The following is a 16,897-nucleotide window of genomic DNA, read 5'->3' on the forward strand; positions in this document are numbered from 1 at the left end:
TTCAGTGCAGACTGAACGGCTTTTTCTTTGCGCGCACCCCATGGCGGAGTGCGCTGCTACCTGACTAACTTACTTCTTCGTTACCGCAGTGCCTTCCGGCAAGGCATACGCGACCAGGGTGTCGCTCATCTTCGTGCCCAGCGAACCGTGGCCGCCGGCCATGACGACGACGAACTGGCGTCCCGACTTGTTCGACACATAGCTCATCGGCGTAGCCTGGCCGCCGGCTGGCAGGCGGGCCTTCCAGATCACCTTGCCGTTGCTGACATCGTAGCCGCGGATGTAGTAGTCGAGCGTGCTGCTGAGGAAGGTCACGCCACCGCCCGTGGTGACCATGCCGCCCAGGCTGGGCACGCCCAGCGGCAAGGGGATCGGTACGGGGCCGCTGTCGCGCGTGGTGCCGTTCTTGTGCATCCACACTTTCTTCATGGTGCGCAGGTCGACGGCGGCCACATAGCCCCACGGCGGTGCCTGGCATGGGAAGCCCAGCGGCGACAGGAAGGCCTTGATTTCCACGGCGAACGGTACGCCCGTCTGCGGCTGCAAGCCCATTTCGCCGCCCGTGCCGCCCTTGGCCGTCGTTTCCGCGCGCGGCACGAGTTTTTCCAGGAAGCCCATGTAGTCTGGGTTGACGATCAACAACTGGCGCACGGGGTCGATGGCCGCGCCACCCCATTCGAAGATGCCCAGCGGGCCCGGCGAGATGACGGCGCCCTTGCCAGCCGTTTGCGGCGTGAACGGGCCTTCATAGCGGCGTTCCTTGAAGATGATGCGGCAGGCGAGCTGGTCGAACGGCGTGGTGCCCCACATGTCCGCTTCGCTGATATTGCGCTCTGGCAAGAAGGTCAGGGCCGAGAACGGCTGCGTGGGCGACAGGGTGTCGCCGGCGGCAGGATTGCTCGTCGGTACGGGTTTTTCCGGTGCCGGCACGACCAGGCTGCCGTCGCGGCGGTCGATCACGTAAATGTCGCCGCGTTTCGTCGTGGCAACAACAGAGGGCACTTTACCTTTCGGCGTGTCGATGTCGACCAGGCTCGGCTGGCCGCCGATGTCCATGTCCCAGATATCGTGGTGCACGGTCTGGTAGACCCAGCGTACTTTACCCGTCGCCAGGTCCAGCGCGACGATGGCGCTGTTGAATTTCTCGCCATTCTTGTTGCGGTTGCCGCCCCAGGTATCGGGGGTTTCATTACCCATCGGAATGTAAACCATGCCCAGCTTTTCATCGATGCTGGCCACGCCCCACGAGTTGGGCGAGTTGTTGGTGTAGTTCTTGCCTTCAGGGAAAGGCGCCGTATCTTCCGGCGTGGCCGGGTCCCAGTTCCACATCAGCTTGCCGGTGACGGGATCGTAGCCGCGGATTACGCCCGATGGCTCTTCCGTCGAATGGTTGTCCGTCACGCTGGCGGCGATCACGGCCATTTTCTGCGAGACGGCCGGCGGCGACGTTGGCATCAGGAAACCGCGCTTGATCATGGCCATGTTTTTATACAGGTTGACGACGCCATTGTTGCCAAAGCTCTTGCACGACTCGCCCGTATCGGCATTGACGGCGATCATGGTGCCGTCCATGGTCGGCGCCAGGATGCGGCGCGGGCATTCCATGCCGGCAGCTTCGGGAGCCGGATTGTTCTTCGCCCGGCCCGCGTTCACGTCCCAGTACGCCACGCCACGGCAGATCATGTGCTGGTAGCTGGCCGCGTCGCGGTTGATCTTCGGATCGTGGCGCCAGATTTCCTTGCCCGTGTCCGGGTTCAGGGCGATGACGATATTGTGCGGCGTGCACAGGTACAGCATGTCATTGACCTTCAGCGGCGTGACTTCGTTGGCGATCTCGCCCGGGTCGTTCGGACCCTTGAAGTCGCCCGTGTGGTAGGTCCAGGCTTCTTTCAGGCCGGAAATATTCGCGGGCGTGATCTGCGCGGCCGGGGCATAGCGGTCGCCATAGCCGGAGCGGCCATACGCGGACCAGTCGTTGTGCTCGACGCCGGGCGCGAAATCGCCGGAGGCCGTGGCGGCCATGTTTTCGGCCGGCACGTCGCCATGCAGGTCATGGTAGTCCTGGAACAGGGCGATGACGCCGGCGATGACGGTCAGGGCCACGGCGGCGGAGAGGGCCGTCTTGCCCGCTTGCGGCTGTTTCGCTGCGCCGGCGGGTGGGGCCAGGCGGCGGCTGACGAAGGGCAGCAGCAGCCAGACGGCGGCGGCAAACCAGATGTCCAGGCGCGGCAGCAATTGCCACCAGTCGAATTTCACTTCAACGAGGGACCAGATCAGGGTGGCGAGCAGCAGCAGCGCCATGCACGGTTGCGCGCTGCGCTTGCCCTGGAATACCAGCGCGCCGGCGATCAGCATGCCTATACCGGCCAGCAAGTAGTACCAGGAGCCGCCGAGCGTGGCCAGCCAGATGCCGCCGCCCAGCAGGGCGAGGCCAAACAGAATGAAAATAACGCCGGTGACCTTTAATAAAGGACCGGGCCGGAAAGAGGGAATCATCATATTCCTTTTTGCAAGGATTTATCGGTGGCGCGTGATGCGCCATATTGAATTCAGGGAAGGCGTCGATTGCAGAATATACAAAGTTTGGAATCACCAGAATGTGACAGTTTATCAGAATTGATGATTGTCTTCCGGTAGTGCTATTTTTTGACGGGGCACTTATTTGAATCAAATAAACACTTCAAATAAGAACAAATATTATGCTGGATAAGGGTGTTGCGGGGCTGGCAGAACGCCTGGAGGGTAGAGGGCGGGGTGTCGCGCAATAATGCAGGGGTGCCGCGGAATGAATGAGAATAAAACTGTTGTTATAAGTGGCTGCAAAAAATGCAATGCGGATTATAATAACCATGTCTGGTGTGTGGCGATATTCAAATGAAAATACGCAGATATTCCATCGGAATTAATTCAAGGCGTCGGTAGTATTGCTTAGGTGTTTGTACTTATTATTGCCGATGGTTTGTTTATTCTCTCGATGGCCGGCTGCGCGCGCCGGCGGGCCATGCACGCCACTGTTGCTGGCTGGACGCGCAAAACGTCGGCGGGCTGCTGCTGCATCGCACAAGCTGCCTGTACTTCGCTATAATTGCGCGGTTAAAACACAATCCGCTAATGAGGAACCCCATGAGTTTGAATAACGTCTCTTCCGGCCGCGATCTGCCGAACGATTTCAACGTCGTCATCGAAATCCCGATGAATGCCGATCCGATCAAGTACGAAGTCGACAAGGAAAGCGGCGCGATTTTCGTCGATCGCTTCATGGGTACCGCCATGCATTACCCGTGCAACTACGGCTACGTGCCGAACACCCTGTCGCCGGACGGCGACCCGGTCGACGTGCTGGTTATCACCCCGTTCCCGCTGATCCCGGGCGTGGTCGTGCGCTGCCGTCCTATCGGCGTGCTGAAAATGACCGACGAGTCGGGCGAAGACGCGAAAGTGCTGGCCGTGCCAGTCGACAAGGTCCTGTCGATCTACAGCCACTGGCAAAAGCCGGAAGATCTGAACGAACTGCGCTTGCGCCAGATCCAGCATTTCTTTGAGCACTACAAGGATCTGGAAAAAGGCAAATGGGTCAAGATCGACGGCTGGTATGGTCCTGAAGTGGCCAAGGAAGAAATCCTGAACGGCGTTGCCGCCTTCAAGACCGACGCCGCCAAAGCCTAAGAACACCCAGTAAGAAAAACGCTCCCCGCCTGCGATGGCCGGGAGCGTTTTTTTATGCGCGAAACGGGCTGTGCTCGTTCAATTCATCGAGGTAGGCATCGATGCCGCCCCGTTCGCGCTCGAGGAAGCGCTGCACGGCGTCCGCAAAGGCCGGGTGCGCCAGCCAGTGGGCGGACCAGGTCTTTTGCGGCAGGAAGCCGCGCGCCATCTTGTGCTCGCCCTGGGCGCCCCCTTCGAAGGTGGCGATGCCGTTGGCGATGCAAAACTCCAGCGGCTGGTAATACGCCGTCTCGAAATGCAGGCAGGGTACGTGTTCGAGCGCGCCCCAGTAGCGGCCATACAGGGTGTCGGCCGTGTGGATCACCAGCGAGGCGGCAATGGCCCGTCCTTCGCGCTCGGCGATCACCAGGAGTATGTTTTCCGGCATGCTGGCGCCGATGCGCTGGAAGAAGTCCAGGCTCAGGTAAGGCGAGGAGCGGTGTTCCGCATAGGTATTGCTGTAGCAGCGGTGGAACAGTTTCCAGTCGGCATCAAGAGCGTCCACCCCGCGCACCTGGCGCAGGGTGACGCCCGCTTCGCGCACCTTGCGCCGCTCGGCGCGGATATTCTTGCGCTTCTTGTGTTCCAGGGTGGCGAGGAATTGCTCGAAATCCGTGTAGCCCGGATTGAGCCAGTGAAACTGCACGCCACTACGCATCAGGTAGCCGGCTTCCTCCAGCTGGCGCGCTTCGCTTTCCGGCGGGAACAGGATGTGGCAGGACGATACCTCGCTGGCTTGCTGCTGCGCCTGCAGGAAGGCCAGCAGAGCCGCGCGCGCCTCGCCATCGCGGGCCAGCAAGCGCGTGCCGCTGACGGGCGTAAACGGTATCGCGGACAGCAGTTTCGGGTAATATTCGAGACCATGTTGCTGATATGCATCGGCCCAGGCCCAGTCGAACACGTATTCGCCGTACGAGTGCATCTTCAGGTACAGGGGCAGGGCGGCGGCCAGCACCTCGCCTTGCCACAGTACCAGGTAATTCGGTTGCCAGCCCGTGTCCGCGCTGGCGCAGCCGGACTCGTGCAGCGCGTGCAAAAAGGCGTAGGAAAGGAAGGGAGTGGCGTCCGCCTGGCTTGCCAGCAGTTCAGACCAGGCCGCTTCGCCAATTTCAGCCAGGGTAGTGACGATAGCCGTGCGATAATTCATTGTTGTAGTGTGCATTCATCACTCTCGGGGCGCCGCCATCGGCCTGCGCGCCCCTGTCTTGTTTAATAGAACGAAATATCCATCATCATCATGACAGTCAAAGTCGCAATTGCTCAAATGAATAGTACGGTCGGCGATCTGGCCGGCAACCGTGCCAAGATCTTCGACCTTTCCCGCCGCGCGTTCGAGGCGGGCGCCGATATCGTGCTCACGCCGGAACTGTCGCTGGTCGGCTATCCACCCGAGGACCTGTTGCTGCGCAATGCATTCTACGCAAAAACGCAGGAAGCGTTTGCGGGACTGGCTGCCGACCTGGCCCAGTTCAAGGATTTGCACGTGGTGGTGGGCTTGCCCCTGCAAGACGAGAAGGGCGTGCGCCACAATGCCGCCTCCGTGCTGCTGAACGGCGAAGTGCTGGGCACCTACCGCAAGCACGACTTGCCGAATACGACCGTGTTCGATGAAAAACGTTACTTTACGTCATCCGACCAGGCTTTCGTGTTTGGCGTGAAAGGCGTGCGTTTCGGCATCAATATCTGCGAAGACACGTGGTTCGAGCATGCGCCCATGCGCGCCCGCGCGGCCGGCGCGCAAGTGCTGCTGGTGCCGAACGGCTCGCCCTACCACATGAACAAGCAGCATCTGCGCTATGACACCATGCGCAAGAATGTCAGCGCGCAAGGCATGGCCCTCGTGTACGCCAACCTGGTCGGTGGCCAGGATGAGCTGATTTTCGACGGCGACTCGTTTGTCATGGATGCGGCCGGCACGATCTGCGCCCAGCTGCGCCATTTCGGGGAAGACTTGCAGGTCGTCGACTTCGACGGCGCCACGCCCGTGCCGCAGCCGCTGGCCGCGCCATTGACGACGGAGGCGCAGGTGTACCAGGCGCTGGTGCTGGGCGTGCGCGACTACATAGGCAAGAACGGCTTCCCTGGCGTGCTGATCGGCATGTCGGGCGGCGTCGATTCCGCGCTGACCCTGGCGATCGCCGTCGATGCGCTGGGCGCCGACAAGGTGCGCGCCGTCATGATGCCGTCGCAATTTACGGCCGATATCTCGTGGATCGACTCGCGCGACATGGTAAAACGCCTCGATGTGCGCTACGATGAAATTCCGATCAAGCAAACCTTCGACGCCTTCCGCGCCACCCTGGCCGAGGAGTTCGCGGGACTGGCGGAAGATGCGACGGAAGAGAATATCCAGGCGCGCATCCGCGGCACCTTGCTGATGGCCCTGTCGAACAAGCATGGCAGCATCGTCTTGACGACGGGCAACAAGAGCGAGATGGCCGTCGGCTATTGCACCCTGTACGGCGACATGGCGGGCGGCTTTGCCGTGATCAAGGATATCGCCAAGACCCTCGTCTACCGCCTGTGCGCGTACCGCAACAGCGTGTCGGACGTGATTCCCGAGCGCATCCTGACGCGCGGACCGTCGGCCGAACTGCGTGCCGACCAGCTGGACCAGGATTCCTTGCCGCCGTATGAAATACTCGACGGCATCATGCAGCTGTACATGGAAGAAAATCGGCCGATCGCCGACATTATCGAGGCTGGCTACCCGCCGGCCGACGTGGCGAAAATCACGCGCCTGATCAAGATCAATGAATACAAGCGGCGCCAGTCGCCGGTGGGCATCCGCGTCACGCACCGTGGCTTCGGCCGCGACTGGCGCTATCCCATCACTTCCAAGTTCTACGAGTAAGCAGCCATCTGTCCACAATCCAACAATTTTAAGGAGTAGCCATGAAACAGATTACCGCCATCATCAAACCATTCAAGCTCGACGAAGTACGCGAGGCCCTGGCCGATGTGAACGTGACGGGCTTGACCGTGACGGAAGTAAAGGGCTTTGGCCGCCAGAAAGGCCATACCGAGCTGTACCGTGGCGCCGAGTATGTGGTCGACTTCTTGCCGAAAGTCAAAGTCGAAGTGGTGGTGGACGACAGCGTGTCGGAACTGGTGGTCGACGCCATCATCAAGGCGGCCCGCACGGGCAAGATTGGCGATGGCAAGATCTTCGTGCGCGACGTGGAGCAGGTCATCCGCATCCGCACGGGCGAAACGGGTCCAGACGCCGTCTAGCACCAGCCATAAGCTACTGCGCGTCGTGCTTTGCGGCCTGCGATGCTCACCGTGCTTCAGCACGGTTGCGCTTCTTAGCCACAAATCGCTGCCGCTCGCTACGCTTCTGGCAGGCGCTATGTAGATGTTCTTCAGCAGACCGTAGGTCGGATTAGCGCCAGCGCGTAATCCGACATGAGTTGCCAATAATATTATGGATTACGCATCAGCACCGTTCAGCGCCCCAAGCGCATGTCGAATTTCCAGCATATCAGGCGCAAGATGGTGATGCCGCTGGCGCTGGTCCACAGCGCGAAGTCGTGCTCGGCGCCGAAGTGCATCTGCAATAAATAAGCCCAGCAGCCGAAAAACGCGCAGATCGCATACGGTTTGCCGTCGCGAAACACCATCGGCACTTCGTTACAGACGATGTCGCGCATCACGCCGCCGAAAATCCCCGTAATCACCCCCATCATCGAGGCTATAAAGATCGGCATGCCGGCGCGCATCGCTTCAGCCACGCCCGCGATGGCGAACATGCCCAGGCCGATGGCGTCGGCGATGACGATCAGGCGTTCCGAGACGATCTGGCGCAAATGCTGGATCAGGGGCGCGGCCGTCAGGGCCAGCACGAAGATCAAAATTGCGTATTCCTGGTGCGACACCCAGAACAGGGGCCGCTTGTCGAGCAGGATGTCGCGCAGGGTGCCGCCGCCGAATGCCGTGATGAAGGCCACGACGAACACGCCGACCAGGTCCATGCGCTTGCGGCGCGCTTCGATGAAGCCGGAAAACGCGCCCACCAGGATGGCGATGACCTCAATGATCTTGATCAGCGAGCCAGGCGGCAATTGGGGTGGCATCATGGGTGGAGCGCTTGAGCAGGAAATAATTGTCACAGGTTAACATGACACGGCCCCGAATGGTGACAAACGGGGCCGTGTGCAGTGCGGAACTGGTGACTGAATTGTAATTGCTTGCTGTCAAGCCTAGCGGATGGGCTGCAGTGCGGAAGAAAGCAATACCACCAGCGCGCCATCGCCCCCTTCGGAGCGGCGCGCCTGGCAAAAGGCGATGACTTCATCCTTTTGCACGAGCCAGCTGTGCACCATCGATTTCAAGACCGGTTCCTGGCCTTTCGAGCCGAAACCCTTGCCGTGGATCACGCGCACGCAGCGTAGCTTGCGCCTTGTCGCCTGGTTCAGGAAGGCGCCGATGCCGTCGCGCGCCTCGTCGCGGCGCAAGCCGTGCAAGTCCAGCTCATCCTGCACGGGCCAGTGGCCCTTGCGCATCTTTTTTACGACGTCCGGTCCCACGCCGGGGCGGGCGTAGTTCAGGGCCGGATCGTTTTCCAGGTAGTGGTCGACTTCGAACAAGTCCGACAGCGATTCGCGCAGCACGGCCGCATCGTCCTCTTCCGGCGACAGCTTGCGTGCCGGCTGCTGGGCCGCCATGGCACCGGCCTTGGGCAGGCTGGGCACGTAGCGGTCCGACTCGGGCAGGCGCTTGACGCCGCCGATGCTGGCCTTGAACAGATTGCTTTCCACGGCCTGCACCTTGGCTTGCTGGACGCGCTCCGCCGCAGCTTGCGCGCGCGCGTCCGCCTGCTCCTTGAGCTGCTTGCTGACCGCTTTCAGGTCGGCAAAGTCTTTCATCGACGCCATGCGACGCTTACTCCTGGCCTTCCAGGTAGCGCTGGGCGTCCAGTGCTGCCATGCAACCCGTGCCGGCGCTGGTGATGGCCTGGCGGTAGATGTGGTCTTGCACGTCGCCGGCGGCAAACACGCCCGGCGCGCTGGTGGCGGTGGCCATGCCTTCCAGGCCCGTCTTGGTCTTGATGTAGCCGTTGTGCATTTCCAGCTGGCCTTCGAAGATGCCCGTGTTCGGCTTGTGGCCGATGGCGATGAACACGCCGTGCACGCTCAGCGCTTCAACCTTGCCGTCGATGGTCGACTTGATGTTCAAGCCCGTCACGCCGCCTTCGTTGCCCGTCACTTCGTCCAGGGTGTGGTTATATTTCAACACAATCTTGCCTTCGGCAACCTTGGCGTTCAGGCGGTCGATCAAAATCGCTTCCGCGCGGAACTTGTCGCGGCGGTGGATCAGGGTGACTTTATTGGCGATGTTCGACAGGTACAGCGCTTCTTCGACGGCCGTGTTGCCGCCGCCGACGACGGCCACTTCCTGGTTGCGGTAGAAGAAGCCATCGCAGGTGGCGCAGGCGGACACGCCCTTGCCCATGAATTCCGCTTCCGATGGCAGGCCCAGGTATTGCGCGGATGCGCCCGTGGCGATGATCAGGGTGTCGCACGTGTATTCGTGGCTGTCGCCCTTCAGGCGGATCGGTTTTTCATTCAGGAAAGTGGTGTGGATGTGGTCAAACACGATTTCCGTATTGAAACGCTCGGCGTGCTGCAGCAGGCGCTGCATCAGGTCCGGACCTTGCACGCCCATCGGGTCGCCTGGCCAGTTTTCCACGTCGGTGGTGGTCATCAGCTGACCGCCTTGTTCCACGCCGGTGACCAGCATCGGGTTCAGGTTGGCGCGGGCGGCGTAGACGGCGGCGCTGTAGCCGGCTGGGCCGGAGCCGAGGATCAAAACGCGGGCGTGTTTGGTAGTGGTCATAATGAGGCTTCTCTATGAGTGGGGTCTATCCGAATTGGGGGCATACGCGCGAAGAACAAGGGCGTATTGCGCTTGCGCAAGCAATCCACGATTATAGACCAAGCCGCCTGTAGCGACGAATCGTGGGGCCGTCCGGGGCATATATGGCTTAGAATACTTCCTTATTATGGGAAATTCCCTTTCAGAAACATTTTTCACCTTGCAGCGCTTCCCAGAATGACTAAACCAGCCCAGGCCAATCAAAATAGCTACACCCGAAAACCGGTCGAACGCCGGCCCCTGCCCAACCGGCTGGTGCGGCTGTTGTCCGAGGCGCGCTGGTTCGCGCTGGCCGCGTTTGCCTTGTATTTCGTGCTGATCCTGGCCAGCTTCAACAAGCTCGACCCTGGCTGGTCGCACGCCACCAACGTCGACAAGGTCGCCAACCTGGGTGGCAAGCTGGGTGCCACCTTTTCCGATCTGTTGCTGTATATCTTCGGTTTTTCCGCCTGGTGGTGGTGCGTGTGGCTGCTGCGGACGGTGTGGAATGGCTACCGGCGCCTGAGTAAGCGCTTCCTGCTGGAAGAGGAAGAGGTGGAGCGCGAGCACCATGTCGAGATGCTGATCCGCATCGTCGGCTTCTCCATCATGCTGATCGGCAGCATGGGCCTCGAATACCTGCGCATGGCGAAAAGCCTGCACGTGCAGCTGCCGCGCGATCCGGGCGGCGTGCTGGGCCAGCTGGTGGGGCACTCGGCCCACGTGGCCTTCGGTTTCACGGGCGCCACTTTATTGCTGTTGCTGCTGTTTGGCCTGGGTTTCAGCCTGTTCTTCCATGTGTCCTGGCTGCAAGTGGCCGAGCGCATCGGCGGCGCCATCGAAGACGCTTTCAACTGGTTCGTGCTGCGCTACCAGGACCGCGAAGACCGCCGCCAGGGCGAAGTGGCCGCCGTGCGCCGCGACGAAGTGGTGGTCATCGAGCGGGCCAAGCACGTGGAAAAGCACGTGGCCGCGCCGCCCGTGAAGATCGAGCCGCAGGTTGTGACGGTGGTGAAATCGGAGCGCGTGGAAAAGGAACGCCAGGCCCATCTGTTCGAGAACCTGGGCGATGGCAAGCTGCCGCCCTTGTCGCTGCTGGACGAGGCGCCGCCCGTGGTGGAAACGGTTTCCGTGGAAACCCTGGAATTCACGAGCCGCCTGATCGAAAAGAAACTCTCGGACTTTGGCGTGGATGCCAAGGTAGTGGCCGCTTACCCCGGCCCTGTGGTGACGCGCTATGAAATCGAGCCGGCCACGGGCGTCAAAGGCAGCCAGATCGTCGGCCTGGCGCGCGACCTGGCCCGTTCGCTGTCCTTGACGTCGATCCGGGTGGTGGAAACCATTCCCGGCAAGAATTACATGGCCTTGGAATTGCCGAACAGCAAGCGCCAGATCGTGCGCCTGACGGAAATCCTCGGCTCCAAGGTCTACAACGATGGCGTGTCCAGCCTGACGATTGCGCTGGGCAAGGATATCGCCGGCAAGCCCGTCGTGGCCGATTTGGCCAAGATGCCCCACTTGCTGGTGGCCGGCACCACCGGTTCCGGCAAGTCGGTCGGCATCAATGCGACGATACTGTCTCTGCTGTACAAATCCGACCCGCTCGACGTGCGTTTGATCCTGATCGATCCGAAGATGCTGGAAATGTCCGTCTACGAAGGCATTCCGCACTTGCTGGCGCCCGTCGTGACGGACATGCGCCAGGCCGGCCATGCGCTGAACTGGGCCGTGAACGAGATGGAGCGCCGCTATAAGCTGATGAGCAAGATGGGCGTGCGTAACCTGGCCGGCTACAACGCGAAGATTGCCGACGCGAAAAAGCGCGAAGAACACATCCCGAATCCGTTCAGCCTGACGCCGGATGCGCCGGAACCGCTGGAAAAACTGCCGACCATCGTCATCATCATCGACGAGCTGGCCGATTTGATGATGGTGGTGGGCAAAAAAGTCGAGGAATTGATCGCGCGTATCGCGCAAAAGGCACGCGCCGCCGGCTTGCACTTGATTCTGGCCACGCAGCGCCCATCTGTAGACGTGATCACGGGCTTGATCAAGGCCAACATTCCCACGCGTATCGCCTTCCAGGTATCGTCGAAGATCGACTCGCGCACCATTTTGGACCAGATGGGCGCGGAAACCCTGCTGGGCATGGGTGACATGCTGTACATGCCGCCCGGCACCGGCTTGCCGATGCGCGTGCACGGCGCGTTTGTGTCCGATGAAGAAGTCCACCGCGTCGTCAGCCATTTGAAGCTGCAGGGCGAACCGAATTACATCGAGGGCATCCTCGAAGGCGGCACTCTGGAAGGCGACGGCGCCGAAGGCGGCGCGCCGGGAGAGGGCGGCGGCGAGGCCGATGCCCTGTACGACCAGGCGGTGGCGGTGGTGCTGAAAAACCGCCGCGCCTCGATTTCGCTGGTGCAGCGCCATTTGCGCATCGGCTACAACCGCGCCGCCCGTCTGCTCGAGCAGATGGAGCAGAGCGGGGTGGTATCAACCATGCAATCCAATGGCAACCGGGAAATCCTGGTGCCGGCGGCAAGTGCCGAACAAGGGTAAAGAATGAAAAGCAATACTTTCGCAGCAAAAATGATGATCGGCGCGGCCAGCGTTGCCTGCAGCCTGTTGTTCGCTGCCAGCGCCTCGGCCAGCGCGTTGGAGCAATTCAAGAGCTTTGCTGCCGGCACCAAGTCGGCCAAGGGCGAGTTCGTGCAGCGTCAAGTCAAGAAGGCGGACGCCAGCGGCAAGGCGAAAGTGTCGACGCCCGCCAGCGGCACGTTCGAGTTTGCCCGTCCGGGCAAGTTCATCTGGACCTACCTGAAGCCGTACGAGCAGTTGCTGCAAGCCGACGGCGACAAGCTGTATATCTACGACAAGGACTTGAGCCAGGTGACGGTCAAGAAACTGGGCGACGCGCTCGGTTCCTCGCCGGCGGCCATCTTGTTCGGCAGCAACGACCTGGAAAAGAATTTCACCCTGGCCGAAGCGGGCACGCGCGATGGCCTGGAATGGCTGAAAGCGACGCCGAAAGCCAAGGATACGACTTTCGACGAAATCACCATCGGCCTGCGCAACGGCGTGCCGGAAGCGATGGAATTGCGCGATTCGTTCGGTCAGACGTCGGTGCTGGCGTTCAAGAACTTCCAGAAGAATCCGGCGCTTTCGGCCAATCACTTTAAATTTGTCATGCCCAAGGGCGCCGACGTCATTAATAATTAAGACTGTCGCGCCTTGCGTATGAGCCGGCCTCGCAGCGATGCGGGGCTTTTGCATTCTTATTAGGTAACTCATTATGGCGGATCTCTTTTCCACCGCACCGCGCCAGCCGCTGGCCGAAGCCTTGCGGCCAGCCACCCTGAACGAAGTCATCGGCCAGACGCACCTGCTGGGCGCGGGCAAGCCGCTGCGCCTCGCGTTCGAGGCGGGCAAGGCCCATTCGATGATTTTATGGGGGCCGCCCGGCGTGGGCAAGACCACCCTGGCGCGCCTGATGGCGAATGCCTTCGACAGCGAATTCATCGCCTTGTCGGCCGTGTTTGCTGGCGTGAAAGATATCCGCGCAGCCATGGACCAGGCCCGCCACAGCCTGGACCAGTTCGGCAAGCACACCTTATTGTTCGTCGACGAGATCCACAGGTTTAATAAATCGCAACAAGACGCCTTGCTGCCCTTCGTCGAATCAGGCCTGGTGACGTTCATCGGCGCGACGACGGAAAACCCCAGCTTCGAAGTCAATTCGGCGCTGCTGTCGCGCGCGCAAGTGTATGTGCTGAAATCGCTCAACGAAGACGAGATGAAGCAGTTGCTGGCCAAGGCGCAGTCCACGGCCTTGACGCACCTGAGCTTCGACGAGGCGGCGGCCGACACCCTGATCGGCTACGCGGATGGCGATGCGCGGCGCTTCTTGAATTTGCTGGAGCAGGCCGAGACGGCTGCCAGCTCGACGGGCACGACCAAAATCGACGCGGCCTTCGTCGACAATGCGCTGACCTTGAATTCGCGCCGCTTCGACAAGGGCGGCGATAATTTCTATGACCAGATTTCCGCCCTGCACAAGTCCGTGCGCGGTTCCAACCCGGACGCGGCCCTGTACTGGTTTTGCCGCATGATCGACGGCGGCGCCGACCCCCGTTATTTGTCGCGGCGCATCGTGCGCATGGCCTGGGAAGACATCGGTCTGGCCGATCCCCGCGCTTTGACCATGGTCAATGACGCGGCGGAAACATATGAACGGCTCGGTTCGCCCGAAGGCGAGCTGGCGCTGGGCCAGGCCGTGATTTACCTGGCGATTGCCGCGAAAAGCAATGCCGGCTACAACGCGTTCAACACGGCCATGGCCTTCGTCAAGAAAGATAAATCGAAGGAAGTGCCCGTGCACTTGCGCAATGCGCCGACGAAGCTGATGAAGGAACTGGGCTACGGCCACGCCTACCGCTATGCGCACGATGAACCTGATGCGTATGCGGCCGGTGAAACGTATTTTCCGGACGGCATGGCGGAACCAGGCTGGTACCAGCCCGTGCCGCGCGGCCTGGAAAGCAAGATCGCCGATAAATTGGCCTGGCTGCGCGAGCTGGACCGCAAAGCGGGAAAGCCAGCCGGCAAGGGCTGATACTACAGGCCCAGCAAGGTAAAACCGTCATCCTGCGGTGCGTAGCCCACCAGCTGGCGCGTCGCTGCGATCGACAAGCGTTTATAGCGGTTGTCCGACACCCCATGCACGACGTGGTAGCCGGGCGGCACGTCGGCGGCGATGCAGCGGGCCAGCAATTGCACCACGTCGCGCTCGCTGATGAAGGCGGCGACGTCGCGCGCGCTGTGTTGTTGACCTTTCTCAAACTGCGCCACGTTGGCGATGCGCACGGCGATCGCCGTCATGCCATGCTGGTGGGCGAATGCGGAGGCCACGCCTTCGCCGAAGGCCTTGCTGGCGCCATACATGTTCGCCGGGCGCGCCGGCATGTGCTCGTGCACCTGTACGTCGAGCGGGTAGCCTTCGATGGCTTGTGCGCTGCTGGCGAACACGACTCTTTTCACGCCTTGCGCCTGCGCCGCGCGGAAGATGTTGTGCGTGCCGATGACGTTCGGTTGCAGCAGTTGCGCATCGAAATCGGCGCTGGCGTGCGGCACGCCGGCCAGGTGCAGCACCACGTCGATGCCGGCGCAGGCGGCCAGGCAGGCGGCGTAGTTGCTCACGTCGAGCTGAATGAACGGGCAGGGCGCTTCGGCCAGCTTGCTTGTGTGCAGGTCGGCCAGGCGCAGGGAAAATTCCCCGTGCCGGCTCTTCCAGAAAACGGTGCCGATAACGCCGGCGGCGCCCGTGACGAGGACGCGCAGTGGTGGTGCTTGAGTCATGTATTCCTAGTATTCAAGGTGTGAGGCAGTGCCAGGTTCAGCCAGCGCAGCAGGACGGGGCGCGGTGCGCTTGTGCCGTGGACGCGGATGTGTCCGCTACCCACGGCTTCGACCAGCACCAGGCCGTCATTCGGTATCGTGTAGCGTTCGCCGCTGCGCAGCACGCAATCCTCGAACTGGGCGTAGGCCGTGATCCACGCCATGCCGGACAGGCATTCGATGACCTTGGCGTGCGCTTTTTCCAGGCGTAAGGGCCGTTCGCTGCGTAATTCGTGGTCGGTATGCATGGCGTCGCTCCTGTTGTGCTGACAGGAACAGCTTAGGCCCTTGCCGTGAACCATGACAGATGCAGGAAAACGAAATTGTGATGAATACAGTACACTTCGCCGTAGACTGTGCTTATCAAAAAAGCGGGCAACTGTATCTGTGCCGGCCCCGCGCGGCCGCCGCATACTGAAGGGATGAACATGAGCGCGCATTTGAATCTGTATGAGCACCTGGCCAACGAGCTGGGCGCGCTGATCGACTCGCGCGTGTTCGCGCCCGGCGACCGCCTGCCGTCGATACGCCACCTGGCGCAGCAAAAGCGCATTTCCATCAGTACCGTGATGCAAGCCTTGCGCCTGATGGAAGACCGGGGGCAAGTCGATGCGCGGCCCCAGTCCGGCTATTTCGTGCGCCACCGGGCGCCGCGCCGGCCCTGCAGCGCCGACGCCCAGCACCTGAAGGAGCCGGCCTTTGTCGGCATCAACAATCTGTTGATGCGCGTGCTGAAGGATAACGAAACGGCGAATATCGTGCAGTTGGGCACGGCATGGCCGCCCGACGAGATCCTGCCGATCAAGCGCATGCAGCGCACCATCAGCGCGGTGGCGCGGCGCGATCCCGTCCTGCTGAGTAAAGTCAGCTGCTACGACATCAGCGAAGGCAATTTCCTGCGCCAGGTGGCGCGCCGGGCGCTGGACTGGGGCAAGCTCGACCCGCACGAGATCGTCGTGACGAATTCCTGCACGGAAGCGATCAGCCTGTGCCTGCGCGCCGTCGCCAAGCCGGGCGACACCATCGCCATCGAGTCGGCCACGTATTTCGTGCTGCTGCAGATGATCGAAAGCCTGGGCATGAAGGCGCTGGAAATTCCCACCGACCCGAAGACGGGGCCGTCGCTCGACGCGCTGGAACTGGCCTTGCGCGCCGGCCTCGTGCAAGCGTGCCTGTTCGTGCCGAACGCGAACAACCCGCTCGGCTGCGTCATGCCGGAAGTAAACAAGAAGCGGCTGGCGGGGCTGCTGTCGGAATTCAATATTCCGCTGGTGGAAGACGACGTATATGGCGACCTGTGCTTTGCGCCGCAGCGGCCGTGGCCCGTGAAAGCCTACGACACGAGCGGCAATGTGCTGTTGTGCTCTTCGTTTTCCAAGGCGATCACCCCCGCGTCGCGCGTGGGCTACGTGCTGGCCGGGCGTTTCGCGCAGGAAGTGGCGCTGCTGAAAACCGTGTCGAGCGGCGCCACCAGCCATTTCTTCCAGGCCGTGCTGGCCGACTTTCTGGAAGGCAGCAGCTACGACCAGCAGCTGCGCAAGATGCGGCGCACCCTGGTGCAGCGCATCGCCCGCATGTCCGACGCCGTGGCGGCCAGCTTTCCGGCGGACTGCATGCTGTCCGAGCCGCAGGGCGGTTTCGTGCTGTGGGTGCAGATGCCGCCGCAAGTCGATGCGCTGGCCCTGCATGGCCAGGCCATCGCGGACGGCGTGGCGTATATGCCGGGCCAGCTGTTCTCGGCCTCGGGCAAGTTCGGCAATTATCTGCGCCTCAATTGCGGCAATGCGTGGACGCCGCGCATCGAGCAGGCTATCGGCCGGTTAGGGCGTCTGGTCAAGGACGCCTTGTAGAACGCCTGTCAAAACCTGCTGCGCGGCGCGCTTTGCGGCCTGCGATGCTCACCGTGCTCTAGCACGGTTGCGCTTCTTAGCCACAAATCACT

Annotated in this window: 14 protein-coding genes; 7 read left to right on the forward strand and 7 right to left on the reverse strand. The window is 61.5% G+C overall.

Annotation, left to right across the window (positions count from 1 at the left end; translation table 11 throughout):
- Positions 1–69: 69 nt before the first annotated feature.
- Complete coding sequence (locus O0879_RS24230; RefSeq protein WP_289919190.1) at positions 70–2,499, reverse strand: membrane-bound PQQ-dependent dehydrogenase, glucose/quinate/shikimate family; 2,430 nt, start codon at positions 2,497–2,499, stop codon at positions 70–72.
- Between the two features lie 624 nt (positions 2,500–3,123).
- Between O0879_RS24230 and ppa the strand changes: the two genes are divergently transcribed.
- The gene (gene ppa, locus O0879_RS24235) at positions 3,124–3,666 is read left to right on the forward strand and encodes an inorganic diphosphatase (protein WP_034786159.1); all 543 of its coding nucleotides are present in this window, start codon (positions 3,124–3,126) and stop codon (positions 3,664–3,666) included.
- A 52-nt stretch (positions 3,667–3,718) separates the two neighbouring features.
- On the opposite strand, the gene O0879_RS24240 is transcribed toward ppa, so the two are convergent.
- Positions 3,719–4,852, reverse strand: a complete 1,134-nt coding sequence (locus O0879_RS24240) for a GNAT family N-acetyltransferase (RefSeq protein ID WP_289919221.1) — start codon at positions 4,850–4,852, stop codon at positions 3,719–3,721.
- A gap of 90 nt (positions 4,853–4,942) precedes the next feature.
- Here O0879_RS24240 and O0879_RS24245 point away from each other — a divergent pair, with 90 nt between their 5' ends.
- Positions 4,943–6,559 carry an NAD+ synthase gene (locus tag O0879_RS24245; protein ID WP_289919191.1) on the forward strand — a complete coding sequence of 539 codons (1,617 nt, stop codon included), beginning with the start codon at positions 4,943–4,945 and terminating at the stop codon, positions 6,557–6,559.
- A 41-nt stretch (positions 6,560–6,600) separates the two neighbouring features.
- Entirely contained in the window at positions 6,601–6,939 is a 339-nt protein-coding gene (locus O0879_RS24250; RefSeq protein WP_034758685.1) for a P-II family nitrogen regulator, read from the forward strand.
- A 215-nt stretch (positions 6,940–7,154) separates the two neighbouring features.
- On the opposite strand, the gene O0879_RS24255 is transcribed toward O0879_RS24250, so the two are convergent.
- The 3 genes from O0879_RS24255 to trxB all read right to left on the reverse strand — a co-directional run bounded on the left by O0879_RS24255 (position 7,155) and on the right by trxB (position 9,543).
- Positions 7,155–7,784 (reverse strand): trimeric intracellular cation channel family protein, encoded by a 630-nt coding sequence (locus O0879_RS24255; protein WP_034786156.1) that lies wholly within the window; start codon positions 7,782–7,784, stop codon positions 7,155–7,157.
- 123 nt (positions 7,785–7,907) lie between these two features.
- Positions 7,908–8,582, reverse strand: a complete 675-nt coding sequence (locus O0879_RS24260; RefSeq protein ID WP_099664817.1) for a Smr/MutS family protein — start codon at positions 8,580–8,582, stop codon at positions 7,908–7,910.
- Between the two features lie 7 nt (positions 8,583–8,589).
- Complete coding sequence (trxB, locus tag O0879_RS24265; protein ID WP_034786153.1) at positions 8,590–9,543, reverse strand: thioredoxin-disulfide reductase; 954 nt, start codon at positions 9,541–9,543, stop codon at positions 8,590–8,592.
- 216 nt (positions 9,544–9,759) lie between these two features.
- Between trxB and O0879_RS24270 the strand changes: the two genes are divergently transcribed.
- From O0879_RS24270 to O0879_RS24280, 3 genes are all read left to right on the forward strand, one after another.
- Positions 9,760–12,120 (forward strand): DNA translocase FtsK, encoded by a 2,361-nt coding sequence (locus O0879_RS24270; protein ID WP_289906530.1) that lies wholly within the window; start codon positions 9,760–9,762, stop codon positions 12,118–12,120.
- A 3-nt stretch (positions 12,121–12,123) separates the two neighbouring features.
- On the forward strand, positions 12,124–12,780 hold the full coding sequence (gene lolA / locus O0879_RS24275; protein WP_035826475.1) for an outer membrane lipoprotein chaperone LolA: 657 nt from the start codon (positions 12,124–12,126) through the stop codon (positions 12,778–12,780).
- Positions 12,781–12,853: 73 nt separating this feature from the next.
- A complete protein-coding gene (locus tag O0879_RS24280) occupies positions 12,854–14,173 on the forward strand; it encodes a replication-associated recombination protein A (RefSeq protein WP_251351836.1) in 1,320 nt (439 codons plus the stop codon).
- Between the two features lie 2 nt (positions 14,174–14,175).
- On the opposite strand, the gene O0879_RS24285 is transcribed toward O0879_RS24280, so the two are convergent.
- Together O0879_RS24285 and O0879_RS24290 are read right to left on the reverse strand one after the other, a co-directional pair.
- Positions 14,176–14,916: an NAD(P)-dependent oxidoreductase gene (locus O0879_RS24285; protein WP_289919192.1), complete on the reverse strand. Its 741-nt coding sequence runs from the start codon at positions 14,914–14,916 to the stop codon at positions 14,176–14,178.
- On the reverse strand, positions 14,913–15,203 hold the full coding sequence (locus O0879_RS24290; protein WP_289919193.1) for a DUF2917 domain-containing protein: 291 nt from the start codon (positions 15,201–15,203) through the stop codon (positions 14,913–14,915). Before O0879_RS24290 ends, O0879_RS24285 begins: the two co-directional genes overlap by 4 nt.
- 180 nt (positions 15,204–15,383) lie before the next feature.
- Here O0879_RS24290 and O0879_RS24295 point away from each other — a divergent pair, with 180 nt between their 5' ends.
- Complete coding sequence (locus O0879_RS24295; RefSeq protein WP_289919194.1) at positions 15,384–16,805, forward strand: PLP-dependent aminotransferase family protein; 1,422 nt, start codon at positions 15,384–15,386, stop codon at positions 16,803–16,805.
- The last annotated feature ends 92 nt before the right edge of the window (positions 16,806–16,897 follow it).

Source organism: Janthinobacterium sp. SUN120, assembly GCF_030397735.1.
In the GTDB taxonomy this organism is placed as follows: domain Bacteria; phylum Pseudomonadota; class Gammaproteobacteria; order Burkholderiales; family Burkholderiaceae_D; genus Janthinobacterium; species Janthinobacterium kumbetense.